Here is a 13,905-nt window from a genome sequence, read left to right as displayed (position 1 = left end):
TCGTCAAACGACCGTTAGCTTGACGTCGACGTTATTGCGCGTGGCGTTCGAATACGGACACACTTGGTGGGCCTTGGCGACAAGGTCTTCTGCAGCAGCCCGATCAAGGCCCGGCAGGGACACCGCAAGCGCGATATCGAGGCCAAAGCCGCCTTCCGAACGCGGACCGATTCCGACATCCGCCGTTACCGTCGCATCCGCAGGCACCTTCGGGCCGCCATGAGCCGCAACTGCCTTCATGGCGCCGATGAAGCATGCCGCGTACCCCGCCGCAAACAACTGCTCCGGATTGTTACCCGCGCCGCCGGCTCCGCCCAGCTCTTTCGGGGTCGAGAGATTGACCTGGAATGAACCATCCTTGGTCGCAGCTTTGCCGTCACGACCACCAGTAGCTGTGGCTTGGGTGCGATAGAGAACGTTTACGGACATCATAGTCTCCCTTGGTTTCGAAGCTCGGCTCTCGGCCCCACCGATTGGACCGGATAGGTATTTTATATCGTACACGATCTAATCGTGCGCCGTATAAATTCGCATAGCTGCTTCGCGAAAAACGATTGCGCGATTCAATCGCGCGCGCCCTAAGTAAGAAACCAGGAGAAAGAGCCTATGGCGTCGCCCAGCGCAGCTGACTTTCTAAAGATCGATAATTTCATCTGTTTCGCGCTGTATTCCGCGGGGCACGCGATGACGCGGCTCTACAAACCGTTGCTGGACCCGCTCGGTCTGACTTATCCGCAATTCCTGGTCATGGTCGCCTTATGGGAAAAGGACGATCAGACCGTGGGCGATATCGGCGACATGCTGCTGCTGGAATCGAGCACGCTGACGCCGCTGCTGAAACGACTGGAAGCCGCGCAACTGATCCGCCGTACGCGCGATCGCGAGGACGAACGCGTGGTCCGCATCCAGCTCACGGCCGAAGGACACGCGCTGAAGGAGAAGGCCGAAAGCATTCCAGAAGCGATCGGTTGTGCGACCGGCCTCACCCTGCCCGACGTCATCAAGCTGACCACCGAAGTCAAAGCGCTTCGCGACAAGCTCATCGACGCGCAGGCAAACGCGCCAAGCAGCAAGCTAGCCTGGAGCTTCGGTTCTGATTGAATCAGAACCGAAGCTCCAGATTTTTTCTTTGACGCGTTTTCTTCACGCGAACCGGCAGCCACTTCGCTCGAAAACGCTTTAGCTCGCCTTCCTGTGCCTAGCCGTCGAACGGCCGGCTTTCTTGGCGGTCCGGCGCGAAGACGTTGTGCGGGATCGGCGCGTCGCGCGTGAAGATGTGGTCTTATCTTTAAGGCTTTGTTTCAACGCATCCATGAGATTGATGACGTTGGCCGGCCTCTCTTCAGGCTCAGGCTGCTTGATCGTCTTCCCGGAAGCCTTGCGCTTCACCAGCGCCTTCAGCGCTGTCTCGTATTTATCCTTGAATTTTTCGGGATTGAAGTGAGAGGCCTTGCTGTCAAGAATGTGCACGGCAAGATCGATCATGTCTTTCGACGTTCTCGGCGTTTTGATCTTATCGAAGAAATCCGCCTCATCCCTCACCTCGCTGGCATAGCGAAGCGTCGTCGCCAGCAAACCTTTGCCAAGCGGCTCGATGGCCACGATGCGCTCGCGGTTCGCAAGCACAACACGTCCCAGCGCCACGCGATCCTGATCCTTCATGGCGTCGCGGATCACCGCGAAAGCCTCGATCCCGGCCTTGCCGTCGGGCAGCATGTAATAGGGGTGATCGAGATAGCGGCGGTCGATCTCGTCGCGCGGCACGAAATTGTCGATGTCGATGGTGTGATTGCTCTCGAGTTGAACCGCGTCTAGCTCGCCCTTGTCGATCGGGACGTATGAGCCTTTGCTGATTTCGTAGCCGCGGCCCTTCTGCTCACTCTCCACCACATCACCAGTCTCGGCATCAACCATCTGCTGTTTGAGGCGATTGCCGGTCTCCGTGTTGATCATGTGAAATCGGGTCCGCTCAACGGTGCTGGAAGCGGGGTAAAGCGCCACTGGGCACATCACGAGTGACAGCTTTAACGTCCCTTTCCAGTACGGGCGCGGCATCGGTAACCTCCGGGGATGGCACGGGCGGGAATGGAACCTCAACCGGGATCGGGGGTTTTCGTTCCGGCAAACTGTAATTTGCAGCATTTCGGGTGGGGATACATCGTGGCCCGCAAAAGCCTTAAGACGTACCGGACAAAGCGCGACTTCACGAAAACATCCGAGCCAAGCGGCAAGACAGCCGTGGCGTCCTCAAAAGTCCGTCGCTTCGTCATCCAGAAACATGATGCAACCCGCCTGCACTACGATCTGCGGCTAGAATTCGATGGCGTGTTCAAATCATGGGCTGTCACGCGCGGCCCATCGCTTGATCCGAAAGACAAGCGCCTTGCGGTTGAGGTCGAAGACCATCCGCTCAACTACGGTGACTTCGAAGGCACCATTCCCAAAGGACAATACGGCGGCGGTACAGTGATGCTGTGGGATCGCGGCTATTGGCTGTCCGACGATGCCGACAAAGGTTTCAAGAAAGGCGATCTCAAATTTGCGCTCGAAGGCGACAAGCTGCATGGCGAATGGGTTCTCGTGCGCATGAAGAATGACCGCACGGGAGGCAAGCGCACGAACTGGCTGCTGATCAAACACCGCGACGACTATTCCCGCGAGGGTGCGAAGAATGACATTCTGGAAGAAGACAAGTCCGTCGCCTCCGGACGCACAATGGAACAGATCGCGGAAGGCAAGGGCCGCGCTCCAAAGCCCTTCATGACCAAGTCCAGCAGCGCAAAAGCCAACCAAATCTGGAATTCGAATCAAGGCCTTGCTGCAGATCAACGCGAGAGCAAAAGCGGCACGAAGCGGCCGGTGAAGAAAGCGGCTGTGGCACGACTGCGAAGCAAATCGCCGACGAAACGCGCTGCGGTCAAGACATCTGCCGCAAAGCGCATCACCAAGCTGCCTGACTTCGTCGCCCCACAGCTTTGCACCTCGGTCAGCCGGCCGCCCAATGGCGACAACTGGGTGCATGAGATCAAGTTCGATGGCTACCGCGTTCAGATGCGGGTCGAAGACGGTGACGTCTCACTGAAAACACGCAAGGGACTGGACTGGACTGGGAAGTTTTCCGCGATCGCCAAAGAAGCAGCAAAACTTCCTGACGGAATTGTCGACGGCGAAATCGTTGCGCTCGATCACGATGGCCACCCGAATTTTGCCTCGCTGCAGGCCGCGTTGTCTGACGGCAAGACCGACGAACTGATCTTCTACGCTTTCGACCTGCTGTTCGCGGAAGACGAGGATTTGCGCAAGCTGCCGTTGTCCGAGCGCAAACAGCGGCTGCGGGCGCTGCTCGATGGCCGACGCAATCGCAATAAAGGCGTCATCCAGTATGTCGATCATTTCGAAACCGGTGGCGATGCGATCCTGGAGTCGGCCTGCAAGATGTCGCTCGAGGGCATCGTTTCAAAATTGGGATCTGCGCCATACCAGTCAGGTCGCAACGACAGCTGGACAAAGGCCAAATGCCGCGCCGGACATGAGGTCGTCATCGGAGGATGGAAAACCACCGCTGGGAAATTCCGCTCGCTCATGGTCGGCGTGCCGCGTGGCGACCATCTCGCCTATGTCGGCATCGTCGGCACCGGTTATGGGCAAGCGGTCGTCAAACAGATCATGCCCGAGCTCAAGGCCCACGCAGCGAAGGAAAGTCCGTTCGGCGGCGCTAACGTCCCGAAGAAGACTGCCGATGTGCATTGGCTCAAGCCCGACCTCGTCGCAGAGATCGAGTTCGCGGGGTTCACCGGCGATGGCATGGTTCGGCAGGCTGCTTTTAAGGGTCTGCGAAAAGATAAATCCGCCAGCGACGTCACCGCCGATGAGCCGGTCAAGACCGCGATCGCGGAGCCTGCGAAACCCGCACCAACACGAGCAACAAAGACGAAGACGTCTGCAACAAATACCAAGTCGTCGAAGGGCACTGCGGTGGTCCTGGGCGTGACGATCTCAAAGCCGGACAAGGCAATGTGGCCCGACGGCGGTGATGGCGAGCCGGTCACCAAGCTCGATCTTGCACAGTACATGGAAAGCGTCGGCGATTGGCTGATCCCACATATCAAGGGCCGCCCTTGCTCCATCATTCGCGCGCCGGACGGCATCAACGGCGACACCTTCTTCCAGCGGCACGCCATGACGGGCATGTCGAATCTGCTCGAGCTGGTGAAAGTGTCTGGGGACCGCAAACCTTATCTTCAAATCGACCGTATTGAAGGCCTCGTTGCGGTGGCGCAAATCGGCGGTCTCGAATTGCATCCATGGAACTGCGCGCCTGATGAGCCCGATGTGCCGGGGCGACTGGTGTTCGACCTCGACCCCTCACCCGATGTTGAATTCACCGCTGTGATCGATGCCGCGCGCGAAATGCGCGACCGATTGACGGGGCTTGGGCTGGAGAGTTTCTGTAAAACGACCGGCGGCAAAGGCCTTCATGTCGTCACCCCGCTAAAGGACGCGAAGAAAGACAAGATCGACTGGAAAACGGCGAAAGCTTTTGCCCAGCGGGTATGTCAGCATATGGCAGCCGACAGTCCGGAGCTTTACCTGCTCAACATGTCGAAGGCACAGCGCAAGGGTAAGATCTTCCTCGACTACCTGCGCAACGACCGGATGGCGACAGCAGTCGCGCCGCTATCGCCCCGCGCCCGCGAAGGCGCGCCAGTCTCGATGCCAGTCACATGGGCCCAAGTGCGCAGCGATCTCGATCCAAAGAAATATACGCTGCGAACCGTGCCATCACTATTGCGGAAGACGAAGGCTTGGTCCGACTACGACGACGCCGCGCGTTCGATCAAAGCCGCGATCGCAAAGCTCGCCAAATGACTACAGCCACCGCTTCCACTTGAAGAACATGTACGGCAGCACGGCGGCAATGAGCATCATGACCAGGGCAATCGGATACCCGTGCGGCCAGTCGAGTTCGGGCATCAGCTTGAAGTTCATGCCGTAGATCGAAGCGATCAACGTCGGCGGCATCAGCACCACCGCCATCACCGAGAACAGCTTGATGATGTTGTTCTGCTCAAGATTGACAACGCCGAGCATGGCATCGAGCACGAACGTGATCTTGTTCGACAGATACGATGCGTGATCCGTCAAGGATGAGACGTCGCGCTGCAAGGTCTTGAACTGGGCTTTCTGCTCCTTGCTCCAGCGGCCTGCATCGGTCTCCACCGTCACAAAGGAGATCAGGCGCCCGATCGACACCAGGCTTTCACGAACCTTCGACGTGATGTCGCCCTTCTTGCCGATGGTCAGCAAGATCTGGGAGTAGCTGCGCGCATGCCCCTTCTCTGCCGATGGCTCGAAGATCTGTGAGGAGACGCTGTCGACGTCGGCCCCGGCGCGTTCGAGAATGTCGGCGCAGCGGTCGATCACGGCGTCGAGAAGCTCCAGCAGAAGCCCGTCGCCCGTGATGTTCGGCGAACAGCTCCGCCCCAGCTTGGCGGCAATCAGCGCGAAGGGTCTCGGCTCGTCGTACCGGACGGTCACCAGCCGATGGTCTGTCAGAATGAAAGTGACCGGCGTGGTGCGCGGCGCCAGCGAGTCCGCTCCGCACATGAGGGTGGCGGTCATGTAGCGCGCCCCGTTCTCGGTGTAGAGACGGCTGGAAATCTCGATTTCCTGCATGTCCTCGCGGGTCGGAATTTCGATGCCGACCAGCTTTTCGACGGCCTTGTCCTCACCCGGCGACGGCGTCTTCATGTCGATCCAGATCGCTTCACCGGGCAGCGCATCGGGCTGAAGACTATCGAACTTCCTCAGACCGGCTGCGCTGGGAACGTAGGCTGTGAGCATGGGCAACTCCGGAAACGCGAAGGCTGGTTCGCTGCGGTTAGCTGACACCGCTACGACGAGTCAAAGCGCAAATTGATTCGATTCTGGCAAGCCTTCTGCCACGCCGGCGCGACATCCGGATGTCACAAACCCGGCCGGCGGGTGGAATCGCTGCCAAAAGGGCGCCGTTGGGAGCTTCTAAAAGCGCTGACAAAGCTGACGTTTAGCCGGAATGGCCGGTTATCGAGAAAAGTGCGGCATCAAAGCCACAGTCAGGTGCTGCGTGGCAAGATCACCAGAGAATGACTGGAAATATGGCAAGAGACGTCGTTTATATGGCGGTGCGCTAACCAGAAGCGTGCCTCGAAAACCATGTGACCGAGTGACGCGCAGCGCTCCCCTTATTGGAAGTCCGTCAATGCCCTCTTTTGCTTCGAAACTTATTCTTCTCGCCGCAGGCGCCATGTTGGCCGGCTGTATGCAGGCGACCACCTTTGAGGCGACTTCGGACGCCAGCCTCAAGCCGCGCGACAAGGAGTACCTGTCGAAGGTCAGCTACGACAAGGTGCCCGTTGCTCAGCCATTCCGACGCGCCATCGTCGATTTCCATCGCAAGGAGCTGCCGGGCTCCATCGTCGTCGATTCCGACAACCACTACCTCTACTACGTGCTGGAGGGCGGCAAGGCGATCCGCTACGGCATCACCGTCGGCGAAGAAGCCATGGCCTGGTCGGGCATCGCCAAGGTCGGTGCTATGACCGAGTGGCCAGATTGGCACCCCACGAAGGGCGAGATTTCCCGTCTCGGCGTCCCGACCTTCGTGAAGGGCGGTCCGGATAATCCCATGGGATCGCGGGCAATTTATCTTTACTCGGGCGGCAAAGACACGCTCTTCCGCATTCACGGCACCAACCAGCCGGAATACATCGGTGCCTCGATTTCGTCGGGCTGTATCCGCCTGACCAATGAGGACGTCATCGACCTCTATAACCGGGTCAAGATGGGCAGCGTTGTCGTTGTGCTCGATCCGAAGCAGGGCGACTCGCCGTTCAATTCCAAGATGGCGATGCAAGGCGGCAGCGGACCTAATTAATCCCCGCCCAACCAACCACCCGCCTCTAAGATTTAAGAAGCGCCGCCTCGAGCGGCGCTTTTCTTTTGCGCTGTTGACCGGCGTCGGGCGCTGGGTGCGTCAACTCGCCACATGAACCCCGAAAGCCACACAGAACGTGCTGCGTAGCAAAACAGGGGCCGAAACGCTGGAAACGGCGGCCATTTCAACGCAAAAGATTGGTAACGGAATCGGAAGCTTCATCCGGCTAGATTAAGGGGTGACGACACGCCCCAGTATCCATTGGAACTCAGGAATGTCTTCGTTCACTTCAAAAATCGCCGTTCTGTTCGCAAGCGCCATGCTCGCCGGCTGCATGCAGGCCACATCCACGACTTTCGAGAAGTCGCCGGAAGCGAGCCTGAAGCCGCGCGACAAGGAGCTCCTTGCCAAAGCGCGTTACGAGAAAGTCGCCGTCCCAGAGCCGTTCCGCCGCGCCATCGTCAATTATCACCGCAAGGAATTGCCCGGTTCGATCGTCGTCGATTCCGACAACCACTACCTCTACTACGTACTGGAGAGTGGCAAGGCGATCCGCTACGGCATCACGGTCGGCGAGGAAGCTTTGGCGTTCTCCGGTATCGCCCGCGTCGGCAACATGCAAGAATGGCCGAAGTGGACGCCAACGGCGGACATCCACAAGCGCATCGAGGGCTTGCCGCAGTCAGTCCCGGGCGGTCCGGATAATCCGCTCGGTGCGCGTGCGCTGTACCTCTATCAAGGCAACAAGGACACGCTGTTCCGTATTCACGGCACCAACCAGCCAGAATACATCGGCGCGTCAATTTCCTCGGGCTGCATCCGTCTCACCAATGAGGACGTGATCGATCTATACAGCCGCGCCAAGCAGGGCACGGTCGTGGTGGTGCTTGATCCGAAACAGGGCGACTCGCCGTTCAACTCCAAAATGGCGCTACAGGGCGGCTCCAACGGCATCTGACCGCTCGCAAACTCATCAAAACATGCAAAAGCGCTGGAGCAATCCGGCGCTTTTTGTTTTCGGCCTTTACTGATGAGCGGCGGTCTCTCGCGGCGGAGCCTCTTCGGGGCGCTCCGCGGGCAGCAGCGGTGCAACAGGCGGCAGCGGATCGTAGACGCCCCAGTGGCAGAGCTTGTAATTGTGGCTCCGCTCGGCGAGATCGAGATGGATGTGATCCTCGTGATACCAGTCCGACCCCGGCCCCAGGACGGTGGTGAACCGCGCACAGACCGACGCCAGAACCTTTTCCCGGGTGTCACGTGACAGGCTTCTGTCCGTTAACGAAAGTGTGACGCCATTTTGCAGCTTAAAGCTCCGCACATCGAGCGCGTTGGCAAGGCCGTGTTCGGAGAGCTTCGCGCCTCTGACGCGATTGCGGCCACGGCATTCGAATGAGTCGAAATTATCGAGCTCGCTAAGCGTCGTGCCGAGGCTCGCCGCGAGCGGCACCATGTCGGTACGGATCCAGTCGGCGACAGCCGTCGCCATGGTGCAGCGAAGGATGGCGGCGGGCTTCACTGCCACGCGCTGGCTTGGCGACAGCACGATGGCCTCTAACCGCACGAGATCTTCGCCCCCGCAGCCACCGGGGCCCTTGATGGGTGGGATGGTCGGCGCGATCGCAATGCTCTCAGTCAGCGCAAGACGGCACGCGGACGGCGCCGCTGGCTTGGCCTGCGCGGCAGGTTCGGCCCCATTCTCCGGCGCCTGATGGGTGTCCGGAGCGCCCTGCTCCGGAGCTTCGTCGATTTGCGGCGCCTCAGCCGGCCGCGGACGCGGCAACGGCACAGCAGCATTCACCTGTCCGGCAAAGACAACGCAAGCGATCAGCATGAACGCCCGGACGACAGACATCATGCCGCTGGCATGCCAAGCACAAGACCATTTGCGGCCCGCTTCGTCCGCGCTAAAGTTCATGTAAATCCCTTCGGGGAGCAAACGATCACCAGATAAACACAAAAAGTTGCGCTGAGAAGGAAACACCGGATGCTCGGATTGATGCAAAATTGGCCTTTGTTGTGTCATCGAATTATCGATCACGCAGCAGCGATTCACGGCAAACAAGAAGTCGTGACTCGCTCGGTTGAAGGACCAATTCATCGCACCAACTACGCCGAAATCCGCGCCCGCGCCTTGAGGGTCGGGCAACGGCTGGACCGTGAAGGCATCAAGCTCGGCGACCGCGTCGCGACCATCGCCTGGAATACGTGGCGCCATCTTGAAGCTTGGTACGGCATCATGGGCATCGGCGCCATCTGCCATACCGTCAACCCCCGTCTGTTTCCGGATCAGATCGTCTGGATCGTCAACCATGCGCAAGACCGCATCATGATGACAGACCTGACATTCGTGCCCATGCTGGAAAAAATTGCGGACAAGATGCCCACCGTCGAGCGCTATGTCGTGCTCACGGACAAGGCCCATATGCCGCAGACCACGCTGAAGAACGCGATCGCCTATGAGGACTGGATCGCGGAAGTCGACGGCAATTTCCAGTGGAAAGAGTTCGACGAAAACACCGCCGCGGCCATGTGTTACACGTCAGGCACGACGGGCGACCCCAAGGGCGTACTCTATTCACACCGGTCGAACGTGCTCCATGCCTTGATGGCCAACAACACCGATGCGCTTGGCACGCGCGCCAAAGATGTGATGCTGCCGGTGGTGCCGCTCTTCCACGCCAACAGCTGGGGCATCGCGTTCTCCGCGCCGAGCATGGGCACCAAGCTTGTGATGCCGGGACCGAAGCTCGATGGCGCCTCGGTGTACGAACTGATGTCGACCGAAAAAGTCACCTACACGGCCGGCGTGCCGACGGTCTGGCTGATGCTGCTGCAGTACATGGCCACCGAAAAGAAAACCCTGCCGGATCTCAAGGTGCTCATTTGCGGTGGCTCGGCGATGCCGCGCTCCATGATCAAAGCGTTTATGGATATGGGCGTGGAAGCACGCCACGCCTGGGGCATGACGGAAATGAGCCCCATCGGCACCGTGGGGGCGCTCAAGCCGCCGTTCGTAGACCTTACCGGCGAAGCCGCGCTCGATGTCCTGCAAACCCAGGGCTATCCGCCCTTCGGTGTTCAGATGAAGATCACCGACGACACCGGCAAGCTTCTGCCATGGGACGGCAAGACCTTCGGCCGCCTCAAGGTCAGCGGGCCTTCGGTCGCGAAGGCCTATTACCGCGTCGAGACCAATATCCTGGATGACGAAGGTTTCTTCGACACTGGTGATGTCGCGACCATGGACGAGGGTGGGTATATGCGGATCACCGATCGTTCGAAGGACGTCATTAAGTCCGGCGGCGAATGGATTTCCTCGATCGACCTGGAAAACCTCGCCGTTGGTCATCCGAAGGTGCTCGAGGCCGCCGTCATCGGCGTTCACCATCCGAAGTGGGACGAGCGGCCGCTGCTCATCGTGCAGCTCAAGCCGGAGCAAACCGCCACGCCGGATGAAATCCTGAAGTTCATGGATGGCAAGATCGCCAAGTGGTGGATGCCGGATGACGTGCAGTTCGTTGAAGCCATCCCCCACACGGCCACCGGCAAGATCCTGAAGACAGCGCTGCGGGACCAGTTCAAGACCTACAAGTTCCCGACGGCAGCGGCGTAAAATCGGCGTCCTCACCGGCTACTCAAGAATGATGCCCGGGGAAATCCCGGGCATCATTCTTTGGAGGACATCTGGCGGCTTGAACTCATCACGCCAGGTCAAGAATTCACAAAGTCAAAAATCCTTTGCTTATCAATAATTTTTCCCCTCGATACTGCTTCACAGCCGCCCGGCAAATGCGCTAGTGGTCCGATTCTAACGTTCGCATTACAAATTCGCGGCAAACAGGGGGGCGAACGTCAAATCCGCTCCACGAGATCACAACATACCTCTTCCAGCAGGCGCACGAACGGATCATCGACATATGCGACGCCGCTTCTCCGCTGCCTATCACACAGAGCCGCTTTCCGTCCTCGCGGTGTGGGCGCGTCGCCTTGCGGTGTTTTCATTGCTCGCGACGGTCACCTCGATCGTCATGATCCGCTTCGGATTTTTGGAACTGAGACCGGCGCTGGCCACATTTTTTGGGGCACTCGCCCTTGCCGGCCTGTCTATCTTGGTTGGGCTCGCTGCATTCGCGGCGATCTGGCATAACGGCTCGCGCGGCATGAGCCTTATTCTACTGGCCTTCCTGATCAATGCAGCGATTCTGGCCTACCCGGCCTATCTCGCCTACCAGTACCGCAAACTCCCGGCCATTCACGACATCACCACTGATGCCATCGATCCGCCACGGTTCGACACGCTGGCGCCATTGCGGGCCACTGATGGAGCAAATTCGGCGGTTTACGCGGGCCTTTACTCCGCGGAGCAGCAACGCACCGCCTATCCGGACATCGAGCCGATCAGCGTCGATGTTCCACCGCAACGGGCCTACGAGCTCGTGCGACGGATCGTGGAGCGGCGTAAGTGGGCGATCATCGACGAGCGCCCGCCGCAACCGCCGCAACGTCCGGGCCGCATCGAAGCAGTGGCCCGCACACCAATCATGGGATTCCGTGAGGATGTCTCGATACGCGTCGCTCCGGATGGCGATGGCTCGCGCGTCGATATCCGGTCCTCGTCGCGTTACTTCGAACACGATCTCGGCAGCAACGCCGCCCGCATCACCAAATTCACGGAAGACCTCAACACGGCTGTCGACACCGCCGCGCCGGTCAAGAAACTGATGACGCCTGCCAAGCCTCAGGCCAAGGGCGCGACCAAACGATAGGTCCCGTCGATGGTCGGATCGCCGTCGGTCGCCACCACATTGCGTGCGACAAGATCTTCAAGATGCGCCAACACTGAGTAGCCGGCCGCACCGACGAGCTTCGGATCAAGCCCGATATAGCTCGCGCGGACGATCGTCGGGATGTCTGCCTCGCCTTTGGCCAGCCGATATAGGATGGATGCTTCCCGCGCCTTGCGGTGGCGAATAAGGAATTTCACGAAACGCACCGCGTCCGGAATCTCGGGTCCATGTCCGGAGAAATAGAGCTGCTCGTCACGGTGCGTCAGCTTTTCGAGCGACGCCATGTAGTCGACCATCGAGCCATCGGGAGGCGCCACGATCGAGGTCGACCAACCCATCACGTGGTCGCCGATGAACATCAGCTGACGCTCCGGCCATGCGAAAGCCATGTGATTGGCAGTGTGCCCTGGCGTGGTGACGGCTTCCAGCCGCCAGCCATCACCCTGGATGATGTCACCGTCCTTCAGCGTCACGTCCGGGCGGAAGTCCCAGTCGCCGCCGGACTCTGTGGTCCGCTTTTCGCTGGCATAGGCCGGACGCGATGCGCGATGCGGTCCTTCGGCATAGACGGTTGCACCGGTTGCTTCCTTGAGACGCGCTGTGCCGGGAGAATGATCTCGATGGGTGTGCGTCAGAAGGATGTGCGTGACCGTTTCACCGCGCACGGCATTAAGTACTGCGCGTGCATGATCTTCATCGACCGGGCCGGGATCTATGATCGCTACGTTGCCGCGGCCGATGATATAGGTCAGCGAGCCGGTGAACGTAAACGGACTGGGATTGTTACACAGCACACGGCGCACACCGGGCACGACTTCATCCACCACGCCGGGGGCAAGCGGAAAATCCCGGTTGAATGGAATGTCTTCGTTATCGCTCATGTGCCTGTGTCCATATTGGTCTGATCAGATGCAAAAATGTTGATGGCCGGGACGAGCCCCGGCCATCGTGTTTCAATCGCAGACTAATCGCGCGTCATCTTTACATAAACGCCTGAATGCCGGTGATCGCACGGCCCAGGATGAGGGCGTGGATGTCGTGCGTGCCCTCATAGGTGTTGACCGTCTCCAGGTTCTGCGCGTGACGCATCACGTGGAACTCGCTGGAGATGCCGTTGCCGCCGTGCATGTCGCGGGCCATTCGGGCGATGTCGAGAGCTTTGCCGCAATTGTTACGCTTCATGATGGAGATCATTTCCGGCGCCAGCTTGCCTTCGTCCATCAAGCGGCCGAGGCGAAGGGAGCCCTGCAGGCCGAGCGTGATCTCGGTCTCCATGTCAGCAAGCTTCTTCTGGACCAACTGGGTTGCTGCGAGCGGACGGCCGAACTGCTTGCGGTCGAGCACATACTGACGTGCACGGGCGAAGCAATCTTCAGCCGCGCCCATCGCGCCCCACGAAATTCCGTAGCGTGCGCGATTGAGGCAGCCAAACGGCCCCTTCAGTCCCGATACGTTCGGCAACAGTGCGCTTTCCGGAACCACGACGCCGTCCATTACCACTTCACCGGTGATCGATGCGCGCAACGACAGCTTGCCGCCGATCTTCGGGGCCGAGAGGCCCTTCATGCCCTTCTCGAGGATGAAGCCACGGATCTGATTGTCGTGCGCAGCGGACTTCGCCCACACCACAAACACATCGGCGATCGGTGCGTTCGAGATCCACATCTTGCTGCCGGTCAACCGATAACCATCAGCGACCTTCTCCGCGCGGGTCTTCATGCCGTCCGGATCAGAGCCGGCATCCGGCTCGGTCAGGCCGAAGCAACCGACCCATTCGCCCGACGCGAGTTTGGGCAGATATTTCTTGCGCTGACTTTCATCGCCGTAGGCATAGATCGGATACATCACCAGCGACGACTGCACGCTGTTCATCGAACGGTAACCGGAATCGACGCGCTCGATCTCGCGCGCGACCAGACCGTAAGCAACATAGCTCGCATTGGCGCAGCCATATTCCTCCGGCAGCGTCACGCCGATCAGACCCAGCTCGCCCATTTCGTTGAAGATGGCACGATCGGTCTTTTCCTCGAGATACGCCTGCGAGACGCGTGGCAACAGTTTGTCCTGAGCATAAGCGCGTGCGGTATCGCGGATCATGCGCTCGTCTTCAGTCAACTGATCGTCGAGCAAGAATGGGTCGTCCCACTGGAACGTTGCCTTTGCGGGCTTGTCCTTGCTCTGCGGGCGCACACTCATGGAATA

General features: G+C 59.4%; 12 protein-coding genes. 6 read left to right on the top strand and 6 right to left on the bottom strand.

The window, feature by feature from the left end:
* Positions 1 to 3 precede the first annotated feature (3 nt).
* Positions 4 to 429 carry an organic hydroperoxide resistance protein gene (locus ACZ5C3_RS05770; protein WP_464035962.1) on the bottom strand — a complete coding sequence of 142 codons (426 nt, stop codon included), beginning with the start codon at positions 427 to 429 and terminating at the stop codon, positions 4 to 6.
* Between the two features lie 177 nt (positions 430 to 606).
* Between ACZ5C3_RS05770 and ACZ5C3_RS05765 the strand changes: the two genes are divergently transcribed.
* Entirely contained in the window at positions 607 to 1,101 is a 495-nt protein-coding gene (locus ACZ5C3_RS05765; protein ID WP_464035960.1) for a MarR family winged helix-turn-helix transcriptional regulator, read from the top strand.
* Between the two features lie 78 nt (positions 1,102 to 1,179).
* Here the strand turns inward: ACZ5C3_RS05765 and ku are convergent, their stop codons facing one another.
* Entirely contained in the window at positions 1,180 to 2,055 is an 876-nt protein-coding gene (gene ku / locus ACZ5C3_RS05760) for a non-homologous end joining protein Ku (RefSeq protein ID WP_464035959.1), read from the bottom strand.
* A gap of 105 nt (positions 2,056 to 2,160) precedes the next feature.
* Between ku and ligD the strand changes: the two genes are divergently transcribed.
* Positions 2,161 to 4,869 carry a DNA ligase D gene (gene ligD / locus ACZ5C3_RS05755; protein WP_464035957.1) on the top strand — a complete coding sequence of 903 codons (2,709 nt, stop codon included), beginning with the start codon at positions 2,161 to 2,163 and terminating at the stop codon, positions 4,867 to 4,869.
* Here ligD and ACZ5C3_RS05750 read toward each other — a convergent pair whose 3' ends face one another.
* A complete protein-coding gene (locus tag ACZ5C3_RS05750; protein ID WP_464035955.1) occupies positions 4,870 to 5,844 on the bottom strand; it encodes a magnesium transporter CorA family protein in 975 nt (324 codons plus the stop codon).
* 397 nt (positions 5,845 to 6,241) lie between these two features.
* Here ACZ5C3_RS05750 and ACZ5C3_RS05745 point away from each other — a divergent pair, with 397 nt between their 5' ends.
* On the top strand, positions 6,242 to 6,916 hold the full coding sequence (locus tag ACZ5C3_RS05745) for a L,D-transpeptidase (protein WP_464035953.1): 675 nt from the start codon (positions 6,242 to 6,244) through the stop codon (positions 6,914 to 6,916).
* A 274-nt stretch (positions 6,917 to 7,190) separates the two neighbouring features.
* A complete protein-coding gene (locus tag ACZ5C3_RS05740) occupies positions 7,191 to 7,874 on the top strand; it encodes a L,D-transpeptidase (RefSeq protein ID WP_464035952.1) in 684 nt (227 codons plus the stop codon).
* A 66-nt stretch (positions 7,875 to 7,940) separates the two neighbouring features.
* On the opposite strand, the gene ACZ5C3_RS05735 is transcribed toward ACZ5C3_RS05740, so the two are convergent.
* Complete coding sequence (locus ACZ5C3_RS05735; RefSeq protein WP_464044596.1) at positions 7,941 to 8,831, bottom strand: extensin family protein; 891 nt, start codon at positions 8,829 to 8,831, stop codon at positions 7,941 to 7,943.
* Between the two features lie 69 nt (positions 8,832 to 8,900).
* Here ACZ5C3_RS05735 and ACZ5C3_RS05730 point away from each other — a divergent pair, with 69 nt between their 5' ends.
* Both ACZ5C3_RS05730 and ACZ5C3_RS05725 read left to right on the top strand, forming a co-directional pair.
* On the top strand, positions 8,901 to 10,529 hold the full coding sequence (locus ACZ5C3_RS05730) for a fatty-acid--CoA ligase (RefSeq protein WP_464035950.1): 1,629 nt from the start codon (positions 8,901 to 8,903) through the stop codon (positions 10,527 to 10,529).
* 304 nt (positions 10,530 to 10,833) lie between these two features.
* The gene (locus tag ACZ5C3_RS05725; RefSeq protein ID WP_464035948.1) at positions 10,834 to 11,682 is read left to right on the top strand and encodes a DUF1499 domain-containing protein; all 849 of its coding nucleotides are present in this window, start codon (positions 10,834 to 10,836) and stop codon (positions 11,680 to 11,682) included.
* On the opposite strand, the gene ACZ5C3_RS05720 is transcribed toward ACZ5C3_RS05725, so the two are convergent.
* Together ACZ5C3_RS05720 and ACZ5C3_RS05715 are read right to left on the bottom strand one after the other, a co-directional pair.
* Complete coding sequence (locus tag ACZ5C3_RS05720) at positions 11,655 to 12,584, bottom strand: MBL fold metallo-hydrolase (RefSeq protein ID WP_464035947.1); 930 nt, start codon at positions 12,582 to 12,584, stop codon at positions 11,655 to 11,657. The genes ACZ5C3_RS05725 and ACZ5C3_RS05720 overlap by 28 nt on opposite strands.
* 100 nt (positions 12,585 to 12,684) lie before the next feature.
* On the bottom strand, positions 12,685 to 13,899 hold the full coding sequence (locus ACZ5C3_RS05715) for an acyl-CoA dehydrogenase (RefSeq protein ID WP_464035946.1): 1,215 nt from the start codon (positions 13,897 to 13,899) through the stop codon (positions 12,685 to 12,687).
* Between the last annotated feature and the right edge of the window lie 6 nt (positions 13,900 to 13,905).

Source organism: Afipia dichlorophenoxyacetatis, assembly GCF_055386385.1.
This window is presented reverse-complemented; position numbering and strand designations above follow the sequence as displayed.

Excerpts from the sequence above, each read along its gene's own strand:
- ACZ5C3_RS05715 (WP_464035946.1), bottom strand. The coding sequence starts at position 13,899 with ATGAGTGTGCGCCCGCAGAGCAAGGACAAGCCCGCAAAGGCAACGTTC.
- ACZ5C3_RS05725 (WP_464035948.1), top strand. The coding sequence starts at position 10,834 with ATGCGACGCCGCTTCTCCGCTGCCTATCACACAGAGCCGCTTTCCGTC.
- ACZ5C3_RS05730 (WP_464035950.1), top strand. The coding sequence starts at position 8,901 with ATGCTCGGATTGATGCAAAATTGGCCTTTGTTGTGTCATCGAATTATC.
- ACZ5C3_RS05735 (WP_464044596.1), bottom strand. The coding sequence starts at position 8,831 with ATGAACTTTAGCGCGGACGAAGCGGGCCGCAAATGGTCTTGTGCTTGG.
- ACZ5C3_RS05750 (WP_464035955.1), bottom strand. The coding sequence starts at position 5,844 with ATGCTCACAGCCTACGTTCCCAGCGCAGCCGGTCTGAGGAAGTTCGAT.
- ACZ5C3_RS05740 (WP_464035952.1), top strand. The coding sequence starts at position 7,191 with ATGTCTTCGTTCACTTCAAAAATCGCCGTTCTGTTCGCAAGCGCCATG.
- ku (WP_464035959.1), bottom strand. The coding sequence starts at position 2,055 with ATGCCGCGCCCGTACTGGAAAGGGACGTTAAAGCTGTCACTCGTGATG.
- ACZ5C3_RS05770 (WP_464035962.1), bottom strand. The coding sequence starts at position 429 with ATGTCCGTAAACGTTCTCTATCGCACCCAAGCCACAGCTACTGGTGGT.
- ACZ5C3_RS05720 (WP_464035947.1), bottom strand. The coding sequence starts at position 12,584 with ATGAGCGATAACGAAGACATTCCATTCAACCGGGATTTTCCGCTTGCC.
- ACZ5C3_RS05765 (WP_464035960.1), top strand. The coding sequence starts at position 607 with ATGGCGTCGCCCAGCGCAGCTGACTTTCTAAAGATCGATAATTTCATC.
- ACZ5C3_RS05745 (WP_464035953.1), top strand. The coding sequence starts at position 6,242 with ATGCCCTCTTTTGCTTCGAAACTTATTCTTCTCGCCGCAGGCGCCATG.